A 23,381-nucleotide genomic window follows, 5' to 3' on the forward strand; every position below is an offset into this window, starting at 1 on the left:
CTTACTTTTGCCTAGTAAAGGAAAAAAATAAAAAGAAAAAATGCTTTGGCACTACTTATACCAAAGCTGTAAAGTCATGTCATTATTGAATAAACGTTTCTTGTTCGTGAAACAATGGATTCCGTTCTAACGCTTCTTGACAGTCTTCACAAATGACCTTTACATGAATATCACCGTTGCTATCATAAGTAATCATATCATGACGCTCTTCACCGGTTAAGTGGTCAAATCCTAATTGCTCTGATGAAATTTGCTCTTCTTGAATACTGCCTACATGAAGCTGACAGTGACGGCAACGATAATATATAGTCATTATAATAATCCTCCTTGAAAAAAATGCATATTTTTATGGTTAGTATAACCTCAAGGAGATTAATTATTCACATTTTCTGTTAGTTAAATTCGTTCATCACTTGGAGAAAATCCTTTTCTATCCAAGCTTCACATGCTTTTGCTGATTGCTCAATTGCTTCTAGGATTGGTTCCTTTTCATCAGGTGTAAATTTACCTAGAACATAGTTCGTTATCGGGATACCTGGAGCAGGTCGGTCTATTCCAACTCGAATTCGTTTAAATTCATTTGTACCTAAATGAGCAATAATTGACTTCATCCCATTATGCCCTCCTGGACTCCCTTTTTGTCGCAAACGGATTTTTCCAACTGGCAAGTCAAGGTCATCATATATAACAAGAAGGTCATCATTTGTCATATTATAATAATCTAATAAAGGACGAACACTTTCTCCTGATAAATTCATGTATGTAAGTGGTTTTAATAAAAATACCTTTTCTCCACCAATTACCGTCGAGCCAAATACACCTTTCCATTTCTTTTCACTTACCTCTATTTTAAACAATTCGGCACATCGATCAATCACGTCAAAGCCTACATTATGCCTTGTTTTATCATACTGAGCTCCTGGATTTCCCAAACCGACAATTAGTTTCATTGTTTTCCCCCAATCTGGAACAATCGTAACTTTCGTCAAAAAAGGCATAGCCATTTCAGGCTATACCTTTCCTCGTTAGTTACTGTTGCTCTTCGCTATTTTCAGTTTCCGTTTGTTCTTCTGCTGCCTGTTCTACTTCTTCAGCATGCTCTTGGCCTTGACCTGGCTCTTCTTCCGCTGCAGCAGCTTGTACGGTCACAATCGTTTCCTCAGGTTCATTTACTATGTCTACGTTGACACTTTGTACAATATCACTGATTTGAATCGAATCACCGATTGAAAGATGTGAAATGTCAACTTTAATTTCTTCTGGAATTTCGTTTGGTAAGCACCGGACCGTTACATTATATAGAAGGTGAGAAACAATTCCACCGTCTTTTTCTCCAGGTGCTTCTCCTTCTAGTGTAACACGAACATCTGCATCAATTTCAGACTTCATATCGACTTCAAAAAAGTCGACATGAACGACTTCTCCTTTTAAAGGGTCTGTTTGAATGTCCGAAACCATGACTTGATGATTGTTATTATCTACCCCTAATGAAATAATTCCGTTACGTCCATTATCGCGAATAAGTTTTATAAAATCAACACTATCAACAGCAATCGGTTTACTATCTAATTTCTTTCCATAAATAACGCCAGGAACTTGTCCATTTTGACGAAATTCTTTTGTAGCAGAACGTTTTAAGTCTGTTCTTACTTTTGCTTGTAATGCCGTAGCCATTTTAATCACCTCTATTTATTTTTTGGGCTCTTTATAAACGTTCCCTAAATAGAGGTTTTTAAACATCATCTTAATCAAATAGCGTACTGACAGATGCTTGTTCATGTACACGTATAATCGCTTCTGCCATTAATGGCCCCACAGATAGAGGTGTAATTTTATCAATCTTGCGCTCTTCAGGAAGGCGTATTGTATTAGTAATGACTAATTCTTTTATCTTTGAATTTTGAATTCGTTCTATTGCTGGTCCTGACAAAACAGCATGAGTACAGCAAGCATATACTTCTTTTGCACCATGTTCAATTAATGCATTAGCTGCTAACGTAATCGTTCCTGCTGTATCGATAATATCATCAATAATGATAGCCGTTTTCCCCTCAATATGTCCGACAATATTCATCACTTCTGATACATTAGGCTTTGGACGTCTTTTATCGATAATTGCGATTGGTGCTTTTAAGCGGTCAGCCATTTTACGTGCACGGATTACACCGCCATGGTCTGGTGATACGACAACAATATCTTCTAGTTGCTTTTCTGTGAAGTAATCCGCTAAAATCGGAACCCCCATTAATTGGTCAACTGGAATGTCGAAAAAACCTTGAATTTGTGTCGCATGTAAATCTAATGTCAATACACGAGTAGCGCCTGCTGTTTCTAAAAGGTTTGCGACAAGTTTTGCTGTAATCGGTTCTCGTGAACGAGCTTTTCGATCTTGTCTAGCATACCCGTAATAAGGGAGCACAATATTAATTGTACGAGCAGATGCTCTTTTTAGTGCATCAATCATGATGAGTAATTCCATAATATGTTCATTAGCAGGAGCCGATGTAGATTGGACAAGGTATACATCACAACCTCGAATACTTTCCTCAATGTTAATTTGAACTTCTCCATCGCTAAAGCGCGATACAGAGCTCTTGCCCATTTCTACCCCAATATGTTGTGTAATTTCATAAGCTAAGTCTGGATTTGAATTTAATGTAAACACCTTTAAATGCGGATCACCATATTTCGCCATTTCGCTTCGTTACCTCCACCTATTTATCTTTGTTCTTTTTTTCTTTTATTTTTTGCACATAGCCCTCTTTATTTGTTTGTCTTGAGCGTGCAATCGATAGCGCAGAATCTGGTACATCGTCAGTCACGGTCGAACCTGCAGCAATATACGCATTTTTCCCTACTGTTACTGGTGCGACTAAATTTGAATTACAACCAACAAAAGCATCATCCCCTACTTTTGTTTTATGTTTATTCGAACCATCATAATTGACCGTAATCGAACCACACCCTAAGTTGACTCGTTCCCCAATTTCAGCATCTCCAATATAACTGAGATGTGGGGCTTTGCTTCCTTTGCCAAAGCTTGTTTTTTTAATTTCAACAAAATTTCCTATTTTAACATCATCACCGATATTAGATTCCGGTCGAATATGTGCAAAAGGACCAACAGCTACACTTGAGCCAACATGACTATCTCTCACAACCGATTGTTTCACTTCGGTTTTATCACCTATCGTACTTGATAGTATTTCACTATGGGGCCCAATGATACAATCTGAGCCAATCCTACTATTTCCTCGAATCATCGCACCAGGACAAAGAACCGTATCTTGCCCAATTATAACGTCTTTTTCAATATACGTAGCATCTGGGTCAACAATCGTTACACCTTGTTTCATCCAATATTCGTTTATTCTTCTTTTCATAATTTTTTCTGCTTCAGCTAGTGCCACTCTATCATTAACTCCTAGCGTCTCTTCGAACAATGGTGTTTGGTAAGCTACAACATTTTCCCCTTCTTGTTGTAATATTTCAATGACGTCTGGTAAATAATACTCTCCTTGAGCATTTTCATTTGTCACTTTTTTTAATGCTTGAAAAAGCGCAATATTATCAAAACAATATGTTCCTGTGTTGATTTCTTGAATTTGTTGTTCTTCTTCTGTTGCATCTTTTTGTTCCACTATACGTTCAACAAAGCCATCCTCACTTCTAACGATCCGTCCATATCCTGTAGGATTCGTTGTATGTGCGGTTAATATCGACACTTTTGCATCTTCTTTTTCATGGAGTTCAAGTAGAGCATTCATTGTTTCCTTCGTGATTAAAGGCGTATCTCCACATAACACGAGAGTTGTTCCTTCTTTCCCTTCTAACAACGATGCGGCTTGCATTACAGCATGCCCAGTTCCTAGTTGTTCCTCTTGAAGTGCATATGTAACACTCTGACCTAACTGGTCTTTCACTTTTTCAGCCCCATGACCAACAATGGTCACAATTTCAGATAAGCCTAATGTAGTAACCTCATCTACAACATGCTGGACCATCGGTTTACCACATACTGGATGCAGCACCTTATATAATTGGGATTTCATTCTAGTTCCTTGACCAGCTGCCAGAATTACCGCAAACTTATTGCTCATAATCATCCTCCACTGTTCGTTTTCCCTTACGAATATATCTTAAATATTCATTTATTTCAAGGAAATCTTAATGGATTACGTTGTACATATTTTTCGTTTCCAGCGAAGTACGAAGCCCTGCTCGCTTTTAACAGTGAAGCCCAAGTGCTCTTTTTGGGGTAAAACGCGCAGGTCCGTAACCTTCGCTCTGCTAGAACAAACTTTCAAAGCTGCTATTCCCAAGTTTTCTATAATTTATTAAATGATAAAAAAATAAAATAACGATTTTGCCATTTCTGACAAAATCGTTATTTCTATTAATAGGTTTAAGAAGCACCTGCTTCTTCGAATTCGACTTTTTCTAATTCACCAGCACGCTCGTATTCAGCAAGTACGGCTGTTTGAATTTTTTCTCTTGTATGAGAAGAGATTGGGTGTGCAATATCTCTAAACTCTCCATCTGGAGTACGTTTACTTGGCATTGCTACAAATAACCCATTGTTTCCATCAATCACTCGAATGTCATGAACCACAAACTCATTATCAATCGTAATGGATGCAATTGCACGCATTCTTCCTTCCGTGTTAACACGGCGTAGTCTCACATCTGTCACTTCCATGAATGTCACCACCTTTTTTACAATAAATAAATCATACCGTTTTAATTCGCCTAAAAAAAGAAATCTCCTTCTTATATAAAAGAAAATTCTAACATTTTTATGATTTTTATTCATTGTTCACAAAATGTTCATATTTTCAAGTCGTATTGACTGGCGTTTTCCTTTAAAATAATCTTATTTTGTCTTTTCCACCCATCATTTTAATACGAAAAAGCTGTCGATTCTTTCTCGACAGCTCGGAACCTTAAAATGTAAGGTATTGTTATTCTTTTACTAATGCAATAACTTCGATTTCAACAAGAACATCCTTTGGAAGTCTAGCTACTTCAACACATGAACGAGCTGGTTTATGTGTATGAAAATACTCACCATACACTTCATTTAGCAATGGAAACTCGTCCATATTTTTTATAAACACTGTTGCCTTAACAACATTTTCAAGCGATGATCCTGCTTCTGCTAATACCGCTTTTAAGTTTTTAAAAACTTGATGTGTTTGTTCTTCAATATCCCCATCGACTAATGTTCCTTCTGCTGTCAATGGAATTTGTCCTGAAGAATAAAACATATTATTAACGATCATCCCTTGACAGTATGGTCCAATTGCTTGTGGTGCTTTATTCGTATGTACGATTTTCATATTGTAATTCCTCCATATTTAAAGTAAATTCTTCTAAAAAATTGCCTGGTTCAACGGAAATTTCCTTTTCTTTGACGTCAACTTTTGATAACCGTGTAATGGAAATATAGTTGTCAACTAACCGTTCTTCTTCCCCTTCTGATTCAACGAGTACACCAATGCCAATGACATTTGCTTGAAACTCTTCCAATAAATCCATCATACCCCGAACAGTTCCGCCCGCTTTCATAAAATCATCAATAATAAGAACATTCGCTCCGGGTTCAAGACTTCTTCTTGCAAGCGACATTGTTTGAATCCGTTTTGATGAGCCTGACACATAATTAATACTCACCATTGAGCCTTCTGTAACTCGATGGTCTCGTCGAACAATACTCACCGGTACATCTAGATAGTGCCCTACTGCATAGGCAATAGGAATCCCTTTTGTTGCCACAGTCATAACTGCATCGATCCCTTTTGTCGCAAAAAAAGTTGCAAAGAGACGACCGATTTCATGCATTAATTTAGGGTTTCCTAATATATCCATCATATACAAATAGCCACCTGGTAAAATCCGATCTGAAACCGCTAGCATTTGACAAAGCTCTTCAATCTTCATGGAAGCTTCTTTTTTATTCACCATAGGGATAAACTTTACTCCCCCACTTGCTCCAGGAATCGTTAATAACGAACCAATGCTTTGACTTTCGAAAATTTCCTTTATAATCGCTAAATCTTCACTTATTGACGATTTAGCTGATTGATAACGCTCAGAAAAATGTGTTAATGAGATTAATTTATGGGGGTTTTGTAACATAAAATTAGTCATATCAACGAGTCTGCCACTACGTTTTAATTTTTTCATTATACCCTCCAGCAAAATCCGAATATTTAGTTGTAATATACCATTTTTATCCGTATTTTATCAAGAGTGGGGGTGACTAATCAATCGAACTGCATACACATCTTTACAAAATCCTCGAAGTCCATTATAAATTCGGTGAACTCTAGACTCTTTTTCAACAAGACCAAATACCGTTGGTCCGCTACCACTCATAAGTACGCCATCGGCACCAAATCGTTTCATTTGAGCTTTAATATGCTCAACTTGTGGGTATAAAGAAAATGTCACGTCTTCTAACACATTATGTAAGTTATCACATATGCCTTTATAATCTTTTCGTTCAATCGCTGCTATCATTTTTTGTGTATCACAGTGTTGAATTTTGTCTACTTGCAAACGGCGATACACATCTGCGGTTGAAACACCAATAGGTGGCTTCGCCAAAATAACCCAACATGGTGGTGGTGAAGCAATAGAATGAATGATTTCCCCTCGTCCAGTAGCAAGAGCTGTGCCACCATACACACAAAAGGCAACATCCGAACCAATCTCGGTACCAATTGAAGCTAAGTCATCGAGAGAAAGGCCTAATTCCCATAAATCATTTAACCCTCGTAGAGTGGCTGCAGCATCACTACTCCCACCAGCAAGTCCTGCAGCAACAGGGATATTTTTTGAAATATAAATAGAAACACCTTTTTTAATATGGTATCGTTGCTTTAATTTATCTGCCGCTTGATATGCTAAGTTGCGGCTATCATTAGGCACAAATCCCTCTGATACTTCAACTAAAATTTTATCCTCTTTTAATTCAAGTAAATCAATCCGATCTGCTAAATCAACTGTTGTCATAATCATTTCTACTTCATGAAAGCCATCTTCACGTTTATGTAGAACATCAAGAGACAAATTTATTTTTGCTGGTGCTTTAACCGAAATTTTCACAAGACCTTCCACCTTTTATCGTTCCATTTGCTTAGGTTATTTTATCATTAGTTTCCTTTCCATACCACCCCGTAGCAATTGAAAAGAAAAAAATTAAGCTGTCGTCATATACTTTGTTATTTTTATCGGACTAAAATCTAGTCACAAGCTCGTTCCATCGCGCTATATTTACTAATGGATAGCAATAGTTTTTACGAAAATATGAAAATAAAAAACCGAAGCGTATCGCCTCGGCTGTCGTAACATATCGTTATTATTGTTGTTGCAGCTGTTTTTCGGCTATTTCAATTGCTCGTTTTACCATATTACCGGCATCCCGTGCTCTTATTCCGCCCCAGCCTTCTTTTTGAACTGTATCGTAAAATCCCAGTTCTTTTGCAAGTTCTTCTTTAAAGCGTTCCGACATAACTCCGCGTCTTCTGCTCATAGAAACAACAACCCCTTTTTCGAGATCGTGTTACGACATGTTTAGTATGTGACAGATTACATTACTGTAACAGTCCAATTTATACTAATCTTACCTGACTTAAACTCCGACTAATGGATTTTCGTCATCAAACACTGTTAATTCAACAGTTTCCGTTAATATATCTGCATAGCTGTATGAAACCCGTTCAAACGAGTTTTGTTGCTCGTCCAATTTAATAATAAACACAGACGGGTATGTTTCTTCTAAGAAGCCTGAGCGTTCAATCGTTTTTCTACGACCACCATTGGCCTTAATCGAAATCCGTTTTCCTACGTTTGCGTCTAACTCACGCTTAATCTCAATCAACGTTTTTCCCATTTATACATCCCACCTCACTGTACGTAGAATTATAGCATGTAACAGCGAATTTTGTCAAATAAACTAAGAATTATATCAGCAATCTGAGATTTTTGTCAACGACAAAGTTTGTTTTTTCGATTTTTTCTACATCCATGCTATTTGTACTCTTAGTATTTCTATATTAAAAGTAAATATGTATAAATTCGTCAGATTTTTCGACAATTTACTCACCTCTCCATTTTTACGCATAAGAACCATTGATTTTCTTCAAATCAATGGTTCCCTTTGTTAATCTATATCATCTTGTAATGGCATTCCTCTTCGGAGAAATCCTTTTGTCTCCACTCCACCTATTCCTCGGTCACCCGTTATCGTATTGCGAAGGACCTCCCAAATACCGACACGATCCATAAAAGGAGTTAAACTCACTTTAGAAACAAGGTACACAGGATCAAGCGCATGAATATTAATCCTTTCTGGTGAGCTTGCAAAATTCGCTCCTGCTTTAATAATCGATTCAAAATGAGATTGACATGCTCCAGCGAAGATAGCTAAGTCATCTAAGTGAGGAACAACTTTTCTAGCTTCACGAACAGCGTCAGCATAATATTTTGAATGTCGATAAGATTTAACATCTTTGCGTGATCCTCTAGACTTTAAGTAGGCATCATGACCGGTTATAACAAGAATGTCCGGCCTTACCATCTTAACGAGTGACTCCATTTGCTCCGGCATTTCTTTTTCCTTGATATGAACACCGTATACCGGTATTCCGAGCTTATTATATACGTCAGTACATTTTTGTAAATAACTTCGGTCACCATCAACATGAAGTACACGTCCCCGCATTTCAAAAAAAGCATCTTCTGTTGCGTAGCCAGATGTTGTTTCATATTCGCCACGCTGCTTATGAAGGCGATAATCTTGACGGAAAAGGTGGTAACAGTTTTCCTCTTGTTCCTTCTCCTTCTCTCTTCTTGCTTTTCTCTCACTATCAGAAATGAGTACTATGTCATCTAAAGGTGCGTCAGCCAGTAACCTTACTGCTTCACCACTAAGTTCCACGGTATCATCATGAATTGCGGTTACTCGAAAGAGCAAATCACATTTATAAGATTTACGCCCAACTATATCTCCAATATTCAGCTTCATGAAACACTCCTCCTCACCTGATAAGATATGTGAGAAAGAGGAAAACGGTGCTATTTCTTCATTCTGGAATATAATGTATTACTTAACAGAGCAAATTCCTCAATAGATAATGTTTCACCCCTTCGACTGGGGTCAATTTCAGCTTCTGATAATACGAATACTATTTCTTCTTTTTTGTCTTTACCAAAATGGTGGAGCAAATTATTATAAATCGTCTTCCGACGTTGAGTGAAGGAAGCTCTGACCGTTTCAAAAAAGAATGTTTCGTCTTCTAATTGTACAGGGGGTTGTTCTCTAATCATAAGCTGTAGGACGGCGGAATCAACGTTAGGTTGTGGGACGAAAACTGTTTTTGGGACGGTCATCACTGTTTTGGCCGTTGCATAGTATTGTGCTGCAATTGATAACGAGCCGTAGTCTTTCGTTCCAGGCTTTGCCGCAATTCGCTCAGCTACTTCTTTTTGAATCATTACGACAATACCCTGAATCGGAAGTTGTTCTTCTAACAATTTCATTAAAATTGGGGTCGTTACATAATATGGCAAATTTGCAACAACCATAATTTGTTGCTGCTCCTCAAACTCCGCTTGAATGACTTCATGAACATTTGCTTTAAGCACATCATGATGAATAACCTTCACATTATTATATGGGGAAAGTGTGTCTGCTAAAACCGGTATTAATCGGTTATCGATTTCAAAAGCTACAACTTTTTTTGCTTTCTTGGCCAGTTGTTCTGTTAATGCACCAATACCAGGTCCTATTTCAATGACACCTGTCTCTGACTGAACGTTTGCTGCACTTACAATATTATGTAATATATTTAAATCAATTAAGAAGTTTTGTCCAAGACTTTTTTTAAATGAAAAATTATATTTTTCTAATATCGCTCTTGTTCGAAGTGGTGTTGCAATATCTTTATTCATTCTGTTCCTCCAATAAAATTTCTTTCACTTTGTCAACAAACTCTTTCTCTGTAATTTGAAACATCGTTAGCCTTTTGAATAGTTGTTTCCCATTCGCATAGCCAATATTAAGTTTTTTTCCTAGTTTTTCACGACGTTTTCGCGCCATTTCCCCACTCGTTAAACCCGCTTGAACATAATCTTCCCACGTAATGGCTTGTACAGGTTCAATCATCTCTTGTTTCACTTCGGCTAAAGCTTTTCGAATGGCTTCTGGTGATGCATTTTCTACACCTAAATCATTTCCGTTTTTTGATAATGCCTCTTCTTTTTGTATAAAGGCATGCTTACAACCAGGGACGTGCTGACTCACAATTTTTCGAATCCGTTCACCTGGATAATCAGGATCGGTAAAAATAATCACACCTCTACGCTCCTGAGCAAGCTCAATGCGCTTCAAAACAGTTTCACCGATAGCTGAGCCATTCGTTTCAATCGTATCGGCTTCTACAGCTCTTTTTATCGCTACAGAGTCATCACGACCTTCTACAACGATTACTTCTTTTATTTTCATCATTAAAGCCTCCAATAAAAATGAAACTTTTCTTTCTCTATTGTCGTCTAATCATTAGAAAAAGAAAACTATTTGTTTATGATTTTGTATAAAAAAGCAAAAGAAAAAGCACAGAGTTTTCCTCTGTGCAAATGAGCCATTAATCTAAAATTGTGACCTTAACTGTACGAACACCCCAACGTTGTGCTTCTGAACGAGTAGGGACATGGACGTCAATTTTATTGCCGACAATATTACCACCTGTATCACCAGCTATCGCTTCACCATAGCCTTCGACATGCACTCGTGAACCGAGTGGAATCACGCTTGGATCAACAGCGATTACTTTCTTATTACGGTTATTGTTTAAATTAATTCCTGTAGCTGTTATCCCGCTACAACCGGAGCAATTAGCTGTATAAGCTGTTGCCGTAACCGTAATTGTTTTCCCTTCTCCTCCACCTGAAGACGATGATGACGAAGGCGAAGAACTTCTGCTTACAGGGGCAGGGGGTTGTTTGTTTCCAACAGCAACGATTCGATCTTTACTATCTCGAACATTTTCTGTTTTGACAAGTTCTCTAGAAACTTCTTCCCCATTTTCAAAAATGACTTCATAATGTTTCTTCACAAGACCTTCTTGACCTGACTCAACGACATTTTCTTTCCCTTTTTCAAGTGAATCGTCTTTTCTTGTTACAGTCGCAAAGGCAATCTTTTCTTCCACTACATCGGTGACCTTTTCTACGCGAATAACATCCACTTTCGTTTCTTTATCCAACAGCTCATCTTTGGCTGGTTCAACTCGGTCTAGCTCACCTAGGGCTATATTTTCTTTCTCTAAAAAGTCAGCGACAGTAGTCGAAGTTGTCCAAATCTCTTGTTGTTCTCCATCACTAATGAGTTGTACCAAAAATGCAGATTCATATGAGACATTCATATCTGGAGTAATTTCTGTATCTAGACTAGGATTAATTTCATCTTGTTCTTTTACCTCAATAGCTAATTCCTCAAAGAGTTCATTTACTGAATCAGCTGTTGTCCATACTGTTTGTAAATCATCATTAACAGTAAGGGTCACAAGTTTTGCTTTTTTCCACTCTACTTCCATATTGCTCGAAATAGCTGTTTCAAGTGATGGGGTAATCTTATCATGTTCATTTATCTCCCATTCATTTTCAGCCAGTAACTCAGCAATGGTTGAAGCATGAGTTGTTAAAATAGTTTCTTCCCCGTCGATGTTTATTGTCACCATTGCTTTCGAAGTTTCATAAACTACTAGTGAAACTACAAGCATAACAACTACTAAACTAGCGGCAGTAATGGATAACTTTTTCCTATTTTTGAAAAAAGAAAAAAGTTTATTTGTCCTACTGGGTTCCATGTTAACTATTCACCCTCCTCAAGGTACGAATTATAAACACTTCACCTCACTTTGTCAAGCCAATTGATTTTGGTTTTTTTGGCTTGATTATTATTATCGCTAATGTTTCAAAAAAAAGAAACAAAAACTTATCGACAAGTCCAATCTATGCATAGGCTCTAGTATGTAGAACCATTTCGAATAAAAAGAAAATGAGACAAGCTCTATTAAAATTTTACAATATTCTCTATCAAGAAATGCCAAATAATTTTTTTGCATTTGCTGTAGTTATTTTCGCTAACTCTTCTACAGACATTTCTCTTAATTCAGCAATTTGTTCTGCTACGAGTTTTACATAAGCAGGTTCATTTCGTTTACCACGATACGGATGAGGCGCTAAATATGGACAATCTGTTTCAATTAGCAATTTATCGAGTGGGATTTGTTTGGCAATTTCTTTTGGCTTCTTTGCATTTTTGAACGTTACAGGCCCTCCAAAGGAAATATGAAAATTCATCTGCAAACATTGCTTCGCCGTTTCTAAACTCCCACTAAAACAATGCATAATACCACCAACTTCTTGTGCGTTTTCTTCTTTAAGAATCGTCACAATATCTTCACTAGCTTCGCGATTGTGAATAATAATTGGCAATTTCACTTTTTTGGCTAACTGAATTTGTTTTCGGAACACTTCTTTTTGCACATCTTTAGGAGATTTATCCCAATAGTAATCTAAGCCCATTTCCCCTAAAGCAACAACTTTAGGATGAGAAGATAACTGTTCAAGCCAATTTAAATATTGTTCATTAAAATCTATCGCATCAACGGGATGCCATCCGACAGCAGCATAAAGCCAGTCGTATTTTTCAACTAGTTCTAAAGCCCGATTTATCGTAATTTCATCAAAGCCAACAACAACCATATTATGGACGCCTGCATCCTTTGCACGTTCGATAACAGTGACAATATCATCTTTAAATTGGTCTGCATTTAAATGTACATGTGTATCAAATAACATTGGAATCCCTCTTTCTGTTAGGAAAACGTGAGAGCATAATCGCTCTCACGTTTTTTCTACATTATTACTTTACCTTTGCTCCATTTGGTAAACTTTGTTCAACTGTCGCTAATGTTAATTCATCTCCACTTGAACCAGCTAAAATCATTCCTTGAGACAATTCACCACGTAATTTAATTGGTTTTAAATTCGTGACACAAATTACTTTTTTACCAATTAGGTCCTCAGGCTTATAGTATTTTGCAATACCCGATACGACTTGTCTTTTTTCAAAACCTAAATCCAATTGAATTTTTAATAATTTATTAGCTTTTTTAACCGGTTCAGCATGAATGACTTCAGCTACCCTTAAATCGACACTCATAAAATCATCAATTGTTATTTCTGGAATTTGCTCAACTTCTTCCACAGCTTCTTGCTTTACTTTCTCTTCTGTTTTAACAGTACTACCCATTTTATCAACGATATATGCAATTTCTTCTTTCGCATCTAGTCGAGGAAAGATGGGTTCACCTTTTTTCACCGTTGTTCCACCTTTAATGAAACCAAATGTTTTTAGCGTATCCCATGTTTGCGCAGCAGGATCTAAACCGAGCTGTTCCCACATTTTTGCGGGAGCCTCTGTCATAAACGGCTGAATCATAATCGATATATGACGCAGTGATTCCGCTAAATGATACATAACTGACCCGAGTTGTTCTTTACCTGACTCACTTTTGGCTAGAACCCATGGTTGTGTTTCATCAATATATTTATTTGTTCGGCTAACAAGCTGCCAAATCGCTGTTAGCGCAACAGAGAACTCCATGTCTTCCATCGCATTTTCTACTTTTGTAACCGTGGATTGTACAATATCAACGAGCTGACTGTCAAAAGGTGTAACATCCTTTTGATATGACGGTAACTGGCCATCAAAATATTTTAATACCATCGCTACTGTTCGGTTAAGTAAATTTCCTAGGTCATTTGCTAGATCATAATTGATGCGCTCAATAAATCCTTCTGGTGTAAATACACCATCTGACCCAAAAGGAACCTCTCGTAGTAAATAATACCGAAGAGCGTCTAATCCATAGCGATCAATTAATGGAACAGGGTCAACAACATTGCCTTTGGACTTTGACATTTTTCCATCTTTCATAAGTAGCCACCCATGACCAAAGACCTTTTTAGGTAAAGGTAAGTCTAGAGCCATTAGCATAATTGGCCAATAAATCGTATGGAAACGAACAATTTCCTTCCCTACTAAATGTACGTCAGCTGGCCAATACTTTTTATACTTCTCATCGTTTTCGGTTCCATAGCCTAAAGCTGTAATATAGTTAGATAAAGCATCGATCCAAACATAAACAACATGTTTAGGATTACTAGGTATTTTAACTCCCCACTCAAATGAGGTTCTAGACACGGCTAAATCTTCTAGACCAGGTTTTATAAAGTTGTTAATCATTTCATTTCGCCTTGACTCTGGTTGAATGAATTGTGGGTTTTGTTCGTAATACTCTAATAATCTGTCTGCATATTTACTCATTCTAAAGAAATAGGACTGCTCTCTTACTTTTTCAACAGGGTGGCCACTATCTGGACTTTGTCCTCCGATAACCTTACCACTCTCATCTTTAATAGGGTTATCTAATTGACGCTCTGTATAATACGTTTCATCAGGGACAGAATACCATCCTTCATACTCATCAAGATAAATATCTCCATTTTCAACGAGCTTTTCAAAAATTTGTTCGACAACTTTTTTATGTCTTTCTTCTGTTGTTCGTATAAAATCATCATAAGAAATATCAAGTTTGTTCCAAAGGTTTTGAATACCACTGACAATTTCATCGACAAATTGTTGGGGCGTCACCCCTTTCTCTTTTGCTTTCCTTTCAATTTTTTGACCATGCTCATCAGTGCCAGTTAAATACATAACATCATACCCACGTAATCTTTTATACCTTGCCATAGCATCACCTGCTACCGTTGTGTAGGCATGACCAATATGCAGTTTATCACTTGGATAATAAATTGGGGTTGTTAAATAAAACGTCTTATTATTACTCATTTCATCAATTCCTCCTTGAATTTTGACTTTTATACATACAAAAAAAACTCTCATCCAGCAAGGGACGAGAGAAGCTCACGCGGTACCACCCTATTTTCTGTTATTTTCACAAATAACAGCTTATAGTCAAAGACTTCTATTAACGCTAGATCACGTTGCTCCCTTATTGAACCCAACTCGAAAGCAATTCCTCAAAGGACCATGTTCCAATAACACCTTATACTGGTTTTCAGCTACCCCAGTTCTCTGAAAATAAGGAAATTAATGTACTCATCCCGTCATCGGATTTGGTGTATGTAAACTATTTCAATCATTCCACATCTTTACCAAAAATATACCGAATCTCACTATATGTGTCAAGGGAAGAGATATACTCGACATGAATTCGACATTGCGACAAAAGTATTATGCGAATTTTGTCGAATTATACTTTAAAAAACATGTTTCATTTCCAGTATAACAGGGTAATTAGTTTGTAAGCTTTTAACAAGTTTTCCTAGTTCATGGATTATTCTTAGAAAGGACTTGATTATACTACAGTATATTTTGCTTATTTACTAACCTTTTTCAAAAAAATATTTGAAATTGTAACAAAATCGCAAAAAAAATAAATTGACTTGTTTTGGAAACATTGGTATTCTAAGTTTGTAAGAAAAATTTGTCGAAAATTGACGCAACATCAAATAAAAAATGCGTTTTATCTTTGGGAGGAGAAAACATTATGAAATCTACAGGTATTGTACGTAAAGTTGACGAGTTAGGCCGCGTTGTTATTCCAATCGAGTTACGTCGTACTCTTGACATCGCCGAGAAAGATGCTTTAGAAATTTATGTTGATAACGACCGTATTATTTTAAAGAAATATAAACCAAATATGACATGTCAAATCACTGGTGAGGTATCAGACGATAACTTATCACTTGCCCAAGGCAAAATTATTTTAAGTCCACAAGGTGCAAAAGAAATTATTAATGAACTTCAATCATTTGTAGAAAAAGCCTCTAAATAATTATAAAAGGAAGGCCATCCTCTTCGATGGTCTTCCTTTTTTTATGTATGAAAAACACTATACACTTCGCGTTTTGGTAAATTTCTTTCCTTTGCCACTTGTTTAATTGCTTCTTTTGTATCCATATGAAGAGAGACATAATGATTGACATGTTGTTCAATCGTTAGATTTGTCCACCAGGAATCCTGTTCTTCTTCGGCTTCTGCTAGATTTCCTTCAACAATAAAACAAAATTCTCCTTTAATCGTTCCAACTTCACACCATTGGATAACTTCATCCATCGTTCCGCGAATAATTTCTTCATATTTTTTTGTTAATTCTCGACAAATCACAATATTTCGGTTTCCAAACACATCCCTCATAATATGTAATGTTTCCTTCAGGCGATGTGGAGCCTCATAAAAGATAATCGGAACTGGAATGGCTTTTAATGTATTAAGTTCTGCTTGCTTGTGTTTTTTTTGCCGTTCCACAAACCCATAATATAAAAAATGATTCGTTGGAAAGCCTGAGGCAATAAAAGAGGTTATCGCCGCATTTGCTCCTGGTAAAGGAATAACCGCAATGTTTGCTTTAATGCAATCTCGAACTAACTCATATCCTGGATCTGATATGGCTGGCGTTCCGGCATCACTGACAAGCGCTACATTAGCTCCTTCTTTAATTTGAGAAATAATATTTTCACCACTCGTTTCTTTATTATGCTCGTGATAGCTAATTAGTTTTGTTTGAATTTCAAAATGATTTAGTAATTTTATTGTTTGCCTTGTATCTTCCGCAGCAATAAGATCAACTTCTTTCAATGTTCGAATTGCTCGAAATGTCATATCTTCTAAATTTCCAATTGGAGTTGGAACTAAATATAAAACGCCCCCATACCCATCCGTTTTATAGCTTTGTTGCTGCCACATTGTCATTCACCTTCGCTTTCGCTCTTTATTTCAATCCCATACCATTGTTTAAACTGCTCTGTATATTGCTGGTTAACGTCGTAAACAAAAATAGGTGGTAAACATTTAAACCCCTTTTGACCATCTTTAATGCCTTCCACTAACACGATATTTGCGTCTTTATCACTTCTAGGATGAACAAATTGAATTCGTTTCGGCTCAATCCGATACATTTTCATTAATGTGATAATTTCACCTAGTCTCTCAGGACGGTGAACAAGTGCGACTTTTCCTTTTTGTTTAACGAGTCGACTACACTCCAAAATGACATCTTCTAGTGTGCAAAACAACTCATGCCTTGCTATAGCTAAGTGTTTATTTTGATTATAGTCGGTTTCATTGTTCACTTCAAAGTAAGGGGGATTACAAGTAACTACATCAAACTCTCCACCTTTTATGTACTGTGAAAGTTCCTTAATATCGGCATGAATGATATTAATTTTTGATTTGAGTTTGTTAAGGTGAACACTTCGAATGGCCATGTTATACAACGTTTCTTGAATTTCTACCCCTACTATGCTTGCTTTTGACCGTTCACTTAACAACAACGGGATGACTGCATTTCCCGTACATAAGTCAATTATTTTTCCTTTTTGAATGGGAACCGATACAAACCTCGCTAATAATACGGCATCAATCGAAAATGAAAAAACATGAGAACTTTGAATTATTTTTAGCTTTCCATATGGAAGATAGTCCACTCTTTCCATCTTTTTTCTCCTTTTTGGATAAAAAATACGGTCTTTCATAAAGAAAGACCGTTTTATTTTTGATTAAGAAATGAAAGGCAAAATAGACAATCTCCGTCCGAGCGGATGCTTCCATAGTGAGTATTGCAAATATGAAACCCTTCTTGGTACAGCCTCGCTAAGTTATCATATCCTTCGCCAAAAATGAGCTTTTGTCGGTCTTTGTCTTCCGTTGCTACTTCGTTTGTCTTTTTTGTTTCAACGGGCTCATCTAATCGTTTTCTTAAATTATCATTTTCTATTTTTAAATGATGATTTTCTTCAATTAGAAATGCCAGTTGTTCCTTTAATTCTTTTAAATCCTTGTGCAATGCACCTATTCTTTCTTCAATATGACTAACTTGAGAAAAAATTTCTTGTTTACCCACGATAAGCCCACCTCATTATTCTGTGGTTTGCGTCGGAACTGCTCCTTTGTCTATTAGCTCTTGTAGTGAATATTCCAATACACGTTCTTGCTCAAAAACATCAACTTGAACTAAACTTTCGAGTATATTCAAACCAACGACACGACCACGACCATCTGGTGTTGCAATTTCTTTCCCAATATCGGGAAGTGCTTGTTTGGCTGATTCATAATGGTCGTTTTCATATTTTAAACAGCACATAAGTCTGCCACACAGCCCTGAAATTTTTGCTGGATTTAATGATAAATTTTGGTCCTTTGCCATTTTAATAGATACCGGCTCAAAATCTCCTAGGAAAGATGAACAACATAAAATACGTCCACACGGGCCTATCCCACCAAGCATTTTCGCTTCATCACGAACACCAATTTGACGGAGCTCAATCCTTGTTCTAAAAATGGCAGCCAAATCTTTTACTAATTCACGGAAATCTATTCGACCATCCGCTGTAAAGTAAAACAACACTTTATTTCTGTCAAACGTATATTCTACATCGACCAATTTCATATCAAGATTATGTTCATTTATTTTTTCAATACATAACCCAAAGGCATCTTTTGCCGCCTGTTTATTTTCTTCTACTATTACTTTATCCTTTGTTTCAGCAATGCGAATGACTTGTTTTAATGGCAAGACTACATCTTGGTCACTAACTTCTTTTTTCTCAATCACGACTTTACCGTACTCAATCCCTCGTGATGTTTCGACAATCACCCACTCGCCTTTTGGTAACTCAAGTTCACCAGGAGAAAAGTAATAGATTTTCCCTGCTTTTTTAAACCGAACACCTACGACGTGATGCAAAGTATTATCCCTCCTGTAACTTAAACAACAGTTTTTCCATTAAAAGTTGTGGATTCACATTAGCATGCAAATGTCGCTTTGCTTCAAATATCGCCGTCATTTGCCTTTGAATTTTATCTTGCGACGAATACAATGCCTGTTGCTCAAGCCGTTCTACTTGGTCAACAAATACGCACTCAGCCTTGTTGTCCATTTGTATATATAATAAATCTCTGTACCATAAGAGCAATAATTCTAACCCTATGTCCGCTTGGTCTTTTCCTTGGAAAAGAGGCAGCCATTTTTCTTGTAATGTAAATAATACATGTTGAGGTCGAGAATGTACCTCTTCCGTTAATTGTAACACTACATTTCGTGCTTGTACAATCCAGTCATCTTGAGAAAATTTTTCAGCTTCGGAAATATTTGTCGTGATTGTCCCTAAACAAACTGCCATTGCTCTCGTCATTCCACTTTCAACAAGTTGATCCACATATTGCTCTCGCTTTAAAGGCGCAAATGTTAAGACTTGACTTCTTGATAAGACGGTTCGTAGAATTTGGTGGATATTTTCCGTAAGCAAAATGGCAATAGTCGGAGAGTTTGGTTCTTCTAAAAACTTTAGTAAACTATTGGCTGCACTAGCTGTCATCTTTTCAGCATGTTCAACGATATATACTTTTTGTTTAGATTCAACACCACGATATGAAAACTCTTTTTGTAAATGTTCCACTTGTTGTTTTTTTATCGATTGGCCGTCCGGAGAGATAAGATGGACATCTGGGTGGTTTTTACTTGTTATTCTTTTGCAATCAGAACAGCGTTGACAAGGTTCCACGCTTGTCCGCTCTTTACAAAAGTAGCTTTTCGCTAATTGAAAAGCTACTTCTTTTTTTCCTGTTCCTCGTGCACCTTCAAAAATATAAGCATGGGCGAGTCGGTCTCTATGAATACTATTCGTTAACATTTTTACAACTTTTTCTTGAGATTGTTCGAGTGTTTTCCAGCTCATTATACTACCTTCTTCTTACTTAAAATTGTTCAAATTGCTCAACTGGAAGAACAAAGACCGTAGCTCCACCAACTTGAACTTCTACAGGATAAGGTACATAGGAATCTGCATTTCCACCCATCGGTGAAATAGGTGCAACCAATTGTTCTCTACTTTTACAATTTTCTTTTATAATTTTTAACACTTCGTCAACATGTTCATCTTCTGTTCCAATTAAAAAAGTACTGTTTCCTGCTTTTAGAAAACCACCTGTACTTGCTAATTTTGTCGCACGAAAATTTGTATGAATTAGTGCCTCTGACAAACGATTACTGTCTTTATCCTGAACTACAGCAATAATTAACTTCATCTTCATCTCTCCTTATTGTCCACTATTATCATGCAAATTGAAGCTTATTGCAAGATTCGATTTTCAATCACAGCCATCGCCTCTTTAAAAACTACGTCCACCGGTTGATTTGCATCTATGACAATAATTCGTTCCCTATATTCATTGACTACTTGTTCATATCCTTTTCTTACTTTTTCATGAAATGCATTTGCTTCTAGATCCAGCCGATTGATTTCGCGATTCGAATCTTTTGAAATGCGTTTAAGCCCTTCACTAGGGTCAATATCAAAAAACAATGTCAGGTCAGGCATATATCCTTCAATGGCAAATTCATTAATGGTCCTTACCTCATGTATTCCTATACCCCTTGCTACGCCTTGATAAGCTAAACTACTATCAATAAATCGGTCACACAAAACAACGTAACCATCATTTATGGCTGGGATGACTTTTTCAACTAAGTGCTGTCTTCTTGCTGCGGCATAGAGCAATGCTTCTGTTCTTGCATCCATTGCTGTATTTGCCTTATCTAAAATAACAGAGCGGATCGCTTCAGCAATTTTTATTCCACCGGGTTCTCGTGTTACGATCGTTTTAATCCCTTGGTGTTGTAATTGGTCAGCTACTTTTTTTAATATAGTTGTTTTTCCTGCTCCTTCTCCGCCCTCAATCGTAATAAAAATACCTTTGTTCATGCTTGCTCCTCGTTTCTACGGTTCACGATATATTTTAAGTTCTCGTTGTTCATTACAAAAGCCTTGAAAAGTTGCATTAGCGTTTTGTAAATACTTTATCTCATTGACTATTTCATGTGTAATGATTTCGCCCTTTAATAATATAGGTATGCCTGGAGGATAAGGAATGACATCCTCTCCAGCAATTTTACCTATTGCTTCTTCTAGAGATACACTTTTTTGTTTCCATCCCTCTAATTGCTCCCAGGGAATATGAAGATTACTTATTTTTGTTTCATTTAATTTCATTTTTTTAATTTGCTTTTGTTCGTTTACCTGATAAGGGGAAACGACTTTTTTTATTTTTGCCGCTATCTCTTTGCCATTTCTTAAAGGCGCTAACGGTAGTACAAAGAGAAGCTGAGAATCATTTGCCAATTCCGTATAGATTCCTTCTTGCTCTAATCGCCGTTGTAAGATTACACCATTTTTTTCACATCTCGTTTCTACTGTAATTTTTAATGGGTCCATTTGCAAGTATGTGGCGTTCGATTCTATTACTTCGAGTTGTGGTATCGTTTGAAGTTCTGTCTTAAATTCTATAATCGACATAAAAATTTCATTTATTGTTTCGGCTGTTACACTTTCACAATATGCCCTTGCTAAATCTAGCGATGCCATAATCGGATACGATGGACTACTGGACTGGAGCATCGAAAGATACATTTGAATTCGATTTGGATTAATACGTTCACTATTTATATGTAGATAGGATCCCATCGTCATAGCAGGTAATGTTTTATGTGCGGATTGTACAACAACGTCAGCTCCCCATTGAACACACGATGTCGGAAATGGTTGTCCTAAATGAAAGTGGGCACCATGTGCTTCATCAACAAGTACTATTAGCCCTTTTTCATGAGCGTACGAAATGACCTCACTAACATCAAGAGTAACACCAAAGTAATTAGGACTTGTCATAATCAACGTTTTTGCTGACGGGTATTTTTCAATCGCTTCTTTTACCATGTCTAATGATAATCCAGTCGCCATATTCAACTGTTCATCATACATCGGTGTTAAAAAGATGGGATTTGCTTTCGCTAGGCGAATTCCATGAAAAATGGATTTATGACTATTTCTTTGTACTAATACGTTATCATGTTCACCGCAAGCTGCTAAAATCATAGCTAAGTTACCAACCGTAGAGCCATTTACTAAAAAATAGGAATGCTTTACACCGTATAAAGAGGCACATAACCGTTGTGCTTCTTGTATGACACTAGATGGATCATGAAGGTCATCTAATCCCGAAAGTTCTGTTACATCAAGTTGTAATAATGGCATATAGCTTTTTATCGCCTCTTCAAAAAAAACATGCCCATTCTTATGTCCAGGTACGTGAAAAGATGCTACCGTTTGTTGACTATGTGTTAATAATCTATTATATAAAGGAATTTCTACCATAATGATACCTTTCTGTTCGTTTACTTTCTATTATAAATGATTTTTCTAGTTGGATGATAGAAAAAAAGAACAAGCATGTTGTCTTGTTCTTTTTATCCACTCTTCGGTATTTTAATAATCCTTAATTTTTCTAAACAATACTTATAGTATTCCTCATGAGGTTCGGCTTCTACCATTCTTCTTTCACAGCTAGAACAAATAAAATGACTAAACAAATGAATACCATTATGATGGGATTGATTACAGACGATACACTTTTCTAATCTTAATGAAGTAGTTTGTGCTAATGGTTTCACACTTTTCACCTCCACTACTCATTCATTACCGAAAATATGAAAATCTATACTTACTTACTAACTTCATATTTTAATTCCTATGTTGTTTAACTATATGTGTTTATCATGGATAGTGTGTCTGTCTATATAACAAAAGTTTCATATTATCTTTGATTGAGGTGGGGGCTTAGTGTCACGGATGCGAGCTGACAGGAAGGGTGAGGCTAACGGACATTTGTTCCGCTATTTTACGAGAAAGGGCTGTTTTCAGGATGCGATCGGACGTCTGTTCCGTTATTTCCCCTGAACGGGCATGGAACGCCCTCATTTTACTGAAGTAACGGAACAGATGTCCGATACGATTAGAAAAAGGCTTGTTTTTTATAAAATAGCGGAATAGATGTCCGATAGAAAAAAACACATGACGTCTACTGACATCATGTGTTTTCCATTGGCTTAGCAACGTCCTACTCTCACAGGGGGAAGCCCCCAACTACCATCGGCGCTGATGAGCTTAACTTCCGTGTTCGGCATGGGAACGGGTGTGACCTCATCGCTATCGTCACTAAACCTAATATTTAAAAAATTGAGTTCATCTAAATGATTCCCTCAAAACTAGATAGTGTGTGTATTGAATTATGTCAAAAAGACTTCGCCTTTTTTATTCTTGGATAAGTCCTCGACCGATTAGTATCTCTCAGCTCCACATGTCGCCATGCTTCCACCCGAGACCTATCAACCTCATCATCTCTAAGGGGTCTTACTGGATTAACTCCATGGGAAATCTCATCTTGAGGG

At 36.8% G+C, this 23,381-nt stretch carries 27 protein-coding genes, 2 rRNA genes and 1 other annotated feature; of the genes, 1 reads left to right on the forward strand and 28 read right to left on the reverse strand.

Annotation, left to right across the window (positions count from 1 at the left end; genetic code table 11):
* Positions 1 to 82: 82 nt before the first annotated feature.
* The 17 genes from fin to metG form a co-directional block, all read right to left on the reverse strand.
* Entirely contained in the window at positions 83 to 313 is a 231-nt protein-coding gene (fin, locus tag T323_RS0112980; RefSeq protein WP_026673678.1) for an anti-sigma-F factor Fin, read from the reverse strand.
* A 79-nt stretch (positions 314 to 392) separates the two neighbouring features.
* Positions 393 to 950, reverse strand: a complete 558-nt coding sequence (pth, locus tag T323_RS0112985; RefSeq protein WP_026673679.1) for an aminoacyl-tRNA hydrolase — start codon at positions 948 to 950, stop codon at positions 393 to 395.
* Between the two features lie 79 nt (positions 951 to 1,029).
* On the reverse strand, positions 1,030 to 1,674 hold the full coding sequence (locus tag T323_RS0112990) for a 50S ribosomal protein L25/general stress protein Ctc (RefSeq protein WP_026673680.1): 645 nt from the start codon (positions 1,672 to 1,674) through the stop codon (positions 1,030 to 1,032).
* A gap of 70 nt (positions 1,675 to 1,744) precedes the next feature.
* Positions 1,745 to 2,695 carry a ribose-phosphate diphosphokinase gene (locus tag T323_RS0112995; RefSeq protein WP_026673681.1) on the reverse strand — a complete coding sequence of 317 codons (951 nt, stop codon included), beginning with the start codon at positions 2,693 to 2,695 and terminating at the stop codon, positions 1,745 to 1,747.
* 19 nt (positions 2,696 to 2,714) lie between these two features.
* Positions 2,715 to 4,100 carry a bifunctional UDP-N-acetylglucosamine diphosphorylase/glucosamine-1-phosphate N-acetyltransferase GlmU gene (glmU, locus tag T323_RS0113000; RefSeq protein ID WP_026673682.1) on the reverse strand — a complete coding sequence of 462 codons (1,386 nt, stop codon included), beginning with the start codon at positions 4,098 to 4,100 and terminating at the stop codon, positions 2,715 to 2,717.
* A gap of 305 nt (positions 4,101 to 4,405) precedes the next feature.
* A complete protein-coding gene (gene spoVG, locus T323_RS0113005; RefSeq protein ID WP_026673683.1) occupies positions 4,406 to 4,699 on the reverse strand; it encodes a septation regulator SpoVG in 294 nt (97 codons plus the stop codon).
* Between the two features lie 262 nt (positions 4,700 to 4,961).
* On the reverse strand, positions 4,962 to 5,339 hold the full coding sequence (locus T323_RS0113010; protein WP_026673684.1) for a RidA family protein: 378 nt from the start codon (positions 5,337 to 5,339) through the stop codon (positions 4,962 to 4,964).
* Positions 5,317 to 6,186, reverse strand: coding sequence for a pur operon repressor (gene purR, locus T323_RS0113015; protein ID WP_026673685.1), 870 nt, complete (start codon positions 6,184 to 6,186; stop codon positions 5,317 to 5,319). The genes T323_RS0113010 and purR overlap by 23 nt, the downstream gene beginning before the upstream one ends.
* A 60-nt stretch (positions 6,187 to 6,246) precedes the next feature.
* On the reverse strand, positions 6,247 to 7,110 hold the full coding sequence (gene ispE / locus T323_RS0113020; RefSeq protein WP_026673686.1) for a 4-(cytidine 5'-diphospho)-2-C-methyl-D-erythritol kinase: 864 nt from the start codon (positions 7,108 to 7,110) through the stop codon (positions 6,247 to 6,249).
* 253 nt (positions 7,111 to 7,363) lie between these two features.
* A complete protein-coding gene (locus T323_RS0113025; protein ID WP_026673687.1) occupies positions 7,364 to 7,537 on the reverse strand; it encodes a small, acid-soluble spore protein, alpha/beta type in 174 nt (57 codons plus the stop codon).
* A gap of 99 nt (positions 7,538 to 7,636) precedes the next feature.
* Positions 7,637 to 7,897, reverse strand: a complete 261-nt coding sequence (gene veg, locus T323_RS0113030; RefSeq protein ID WP_026673688.1) for a biofilm formation stimulator Veg — start codon at positions 7,895 to 7,897, stop codon at positions 7,637 to 7,639.
* 270 nt (positions 7,898 to 8,167) lie between these two features.
* Entirely contained in the window at positions 8,168 to 9,031 is an 864-nt protein-coding gene (gene yabG / locus T323_RS0113035; protein ID WP_026673689.1) for a sporulation peptidase YabG, read from the reverse strand.
* Between the two features lie 50 nt (positions 9,032 to 9,081).
* Positions 9,082 to 9,957 carry a 16S rRNA (adenine(1518)-N(6)/adenine(1519)-N(6))-dimethyltransferase RsmA gene (gene rsmA / locus T323_RS0113040; protein ID WP_026673690.1) on the reverse strand — a complete coding sequence of 292 codons (876 nt, stop codon included), beginning with the start codon at positions 9,955 to 9,957 and terminating at the stop codon, positions 9,082 to 9,084.
* Positions 9,950 to 10,510, reverse strand: a complete 561-nt coding sequence (gene rnmV, locus T323_RS0113045; RefSeq protein WP_026673691.1) for a ribonuclease M5 — start codon at positions 10,508 to 10,510, stop codon at positions 9,950 to 9,952. The genes rsmA and rnmV overlap by 8 nt, the downstream gene beginning before the upstream one ends.
* A gap of 139 nt (positions 10,511 to 10,649) precedes the next feature.
* Complete coding sequence (locus tag T323_RS0113050; protein ID WP_026673692.1) at positions 10,650 to 11,873, reverse strand: G5 and 3D domain-containing protein; 1,224 nt, start codon at positions 11,871 to 11,873, stop codon at positions 10,650 to 10,652.
* Between the two features lie 229 nt (positions 11,874 to 12,102).
* Positions 12,103 to 12,870 carry a TatD family hydrolase gene (locus T323_RS0113055; RefSeq protein WP_026673693.1) on the reverse strand — a complete coding sequence of 256 codons (768 nt, stop codon included), beginning with the start codon at positions 12,868 to 12,870 and terminating at the stop codon, positions 12,103 to 12,105.
* Between the two features lie 64 nt (positions 12,871 to 12,934).
* On the reverse strand, positions 12,935 to 14,926 hold the full coding sequence (gene metG, locus T323_RS0113060) for a methionine--tRNA ligase (RefSeq protein WP_026673694.1): 1,992 nt from the start codon (positions 14,924 to 14,926) through the stop codon (positions 12,935 to 12,937).
* 57 nt (positions 14,927 to 14,983) lie between these two features.
* Positions 14,984 to 15,217: a binding site (T-box leader), on the reverse strand.
* Positions 15,218 to 15,647: 430 nt separating this feature from the next.
* On the opposite strand from metG, the gene abrB reads away from it, so the two are divergent.
* Entirely contained in the window at positions 15,648 to 15,935 is a 288-nt protein-coding gene (abrB, locus tag T323_RS0113065; protein ID WP_026673695.1) for a transition state genes transcriptional regulator AbrB, read from the forward strand.
* A 41-nt stretch (positions 15,936 to 15,976) separates the two neighbouring features.
* Here abrB and rsmI read toward each other — a convergent pair whose 3' ends face one another.
* The 11 genes from rsmI to T323_RS0113115 form a co-directional block, all read right to left on the reverse strand.
* Complete coding sequence (rsmI, locus tag T323_RS0113070) at positions 15,977 to 16,846, reverse strand: 16S rRNA (cytidine(1402)-2'-O)-methyltransferase (RefSeq protein ID WP_026673696.1); 870 nt, start codon at positions 16,844 to 16,846, stop codon at positions 15,977 to 15,979.
* A 2-nt stretch (positions 16,847 to 16,848) separates the two neighbouring features.
* Positions 16,849 to 17,595 (reverse strand): tRNA1(Val) (adenine(37)-N6)-methyltransferase, encoded by a 747-nt coding sequence (locus T323_RS0113075; protein ID WP_035178631.1) that lies wholly within the window; start codon positions 17,593 to 17,595, stop codon positions 16,849 to 16,851.
* A gap of 53 nt (positions 17,596 to 17,648) precedes the next feature.
* A complete protein-coding gene (gene yabA / locus T323_RS0113080; RefSeq protein ID WP_026673698.1) occupies positions 17,649 to 18,002 on the reverse strand; it encodes a DNA replication initiation control protein YabA in 354 nt (117 codons plus the stop codon).
* 15 nt (positions 18,003 to 18,017) lie between these two features.
* A complete protein-coding gene (locus T323_RS0113085) occupies positions 18,018 to 18,845 on the reverse strand; it encodes a PSP1 domain-containing protein (RefSeq protein ID WP_026673699.1) in 828 nt (275 codons plus the stop codon).
* A gap of 4 nt (positions 18,846 to 18,849) precedes the next feature.
* Positions 18,850 to 19,836, reverse strand: a complete 987-nt coding sequence (gene holB, locus T323_RS0113090; RefSeq protein WP_026673700.1) for a DNA polymerase III subunit delta' — start codon at positions 19,834 to 19,836, stop codon at positions 18,850 to 18,852.
* Positions 19,837 to 19,855: 19 nt separating this feature from the next.
* Positions 19,856 to 20,185, reverse strand: a complete 330-nt coding sequence (gene darA, locus T323_RS0113095) for a cyclic di-AMP receptor DarA (RefSeq protein ID WP_026673701.1) — start codon at positions 20,183 to 20,185, stop codon at positions 19,856 to 19,858.
* 44 nt (positions 20,186 to 20,229) lie between these two features.
* Positions 20,230 to 20,862: a dTMP kinase gene (tmk, locus tag T323_RS0113100; RefSeq protein ID WP_026673702.1), complete on the reverse strand. Its 633-nt coding sequence runs from the start codon at positions 20,860 to 20,862 to the stop codon at positions 20,230 to 20,232.
* A 15-nt stretch (positions 20,863 to 20,877) separates the two neighbouring features.
* Positions 20,878 to 22,308, reverse strand: coding sequence for an aminotransferase class I/II-fold pyridoxal phosphate-dependent enzyme (locus T323_RS0113105; RefSeq protein WP_035178633.1), 1,431 nt, complete (start codon positions 22,306 to 22,308; stop codon positions 20,878 to 20,880).
* A gap of 92 nt (positions 22,309 to 22,400) precedes the next feature.
* Positions 22,401 to 22,604, reverse strand: a complete 204-nt coding sequence (locus T323_RS28425) for a sigma factor G inhibitor Gin (protein WP_169737901.1) — start codon at positions 22,602 to 22,604, stop codon at positions 22,401 to 22,403.
* A 433-nt stretch (positions 22,605 to 23,037) separates the two neighbouring features.
* Positions 23,038 to 23,153: ribosomal RNA gene (gene rrf / locus T323_RS0113110) — 5S ribosomal RNA — on the reverse strand.
* Between the two features lie 97 nt (positions 23,154 to 23,250).
* Positions 23,251 to 23,381, reverse strand: a 23S ribosomal RNA gene (locus T323_RS0113115); the annotation flags it as partial.

It is taken from the genome of Alkalihalobacillus bogoriensis ATCC BAA-922, assembly GCF_000621445.1.
Classification (GTDB): Bacteria; Bacillota; Bacilli; order Bacillales; family Bacillaceae_F; genus Bacillus_AO; species Bacillus_AO bogoriense.

Bases quoted from the DNA above. Each gene is read 5' to 3' on its own strand.
- fin (WP_026673678.1), bottom strand. From the start codon at position 313: ATGACTATATATTATCGTTGCCGTCACTGTCAGCTTCATGTAGGCAGT.
- pth (WP_026673679.1), bottom strand. From the start codon at position 950: ATGAAACTAATTGTCGGTTTGGGAAATCCAGGAGCTCAGTATGATAAA.
- T323_RS0112990 (WP_026673680.1), bottom strand. From the start codon at position 1,674: ATGGCTACGGCATTACAAGCAAAAGTAAGAACAGACTTAAAACGTTCT.
- T323_RS0112995 (WP_026673681.1), bottom strand. From the start codon at position 2,695: ATGGCGAAATATGGTGATCCGCATTTAAAGGTGTTTACATTAAATTCA.
- glmU (WP_026673682.1), bottom strand. From the start codon at position 4,100: ATGAGCAATAAGTTTGCGGTAATTCTGGCAGCTGGTCAAGGAACTAGA.
- spoVG (WP_026673683.1), bottom strand. From the start codon at position 4,699: ATGGAAGTGACAGATGTGAGACTACGCCGTGTTAACACGGAAGGAAGA.
- T323_RS0113010 (WP_026673684.1), bottom strand. From the start codon at position 5,339: ATGAAAATCGTACATACGAATAAAGCACCACAAGCAATTGGACCATAC.
- purR (WP_026673685.1), bottom strand. From the start codon at position 6,186: ATGAAAAAATTAAAACGTAGTGGCAGACTCGTTGATATGACTAATTTT.
- T323_RS0113025 (WP_026673687.1), bottom strand. From the start codon at position 7,537: ATGAGCAGAAGACGCGGAGTTATGTCGGAACGCTTTAAAGAAGAACTT.
- veg (WP_026673688.1), bottom strand. From the start codon at position 7,897: ATGGGAAAAACGTTGATTGAGATTAAGCGTGAGTTAGACGCAAACGTA.
- yabG (WP_026673689.1), bottom strand. From the start codon at position 9,031: ATGAAGCTGAATATTGGAGATATAGTTGGGCGTAAATCTTATAAATGT.
- rsmA (WP_026673690.1), bottom strand. From the start codon at position 9,957: ATGAATAAAGATATTGCAACACCACTTCGAACAAGAGCGATATTAGAA.
- rnmV (WP_026673691.1), bottom strand. From the start codon at position 10,510: ATGAAAATAAAAGAAGTAATCGTTGTAGAAGGTCGTGATGACTCTGTA.
- T323_RS0113050 (WP_026673692.1), bottom strand. From the start codon at position 11,873: ATGGAACCCAGTAGGACAAATAAACTTTTTTCTTTTTTCAAAAATAGG.
- T323_RS0113055 (WP_026673693.1), bottom strand. From the start codon at position 12,870: ATGTTATTTGATACACATGTACATTTAAATGCAGACCAATTTAAAGAT.
- metG (WP_026673694.1), bottom strand. From the start codon at position 14,926: ATGAGTAATAATAAGACGTTTTATTTAACAACCCCAATTTATTATCCA.
- abrB (WP_026673695.1), top strand. From the start codon at position 15,648: ATGAAATCTACAGGTATTGTACGTAAAGTTGACGAGTTAGGCCGCGTT.
- rsmI (WP_026673696.1), bottom strand. From the start codon at position 16,846: ATGTGGCAGCAACAAAGCTATAAAACGGATGGGTATGGGGGCGTTTTA.
- T323_RS0113075 (WP_035178631.1), bottom strand. From the start codon at position 17,595: ATGGAAAGAGTGGACTATCTTCCATATGGAAAGCTAAAAATAATTCAA.
- holB (WP_026673700.1), bottom strand. From the start codon at position 19,836: ATGAGCTGGAAAACACTCGAACAATCTCAAGAAAAAGTTGTAAAAATG.
- darA (WP_026673701.1), bottom strand. From the start codon at position 20,185: ATGAAGTTAATTATTGCTGTAGTTCAGGATAAAGACAGTAATCGTTTG.
- tmk (WP_026673702.1), bottom strand. From the start codon at position 20,862: ATGAACAAAGGTATTTTTATTACGATTGAGGGCGGAGAAGGAGCAGGA.
- T323_RS0113105 (WP_035178633.1), bottom strand. From the start codon at position 22,308: ATGGTAGAAATTCCTTTATATAATAGATTATTAACACATAGTCAACAA.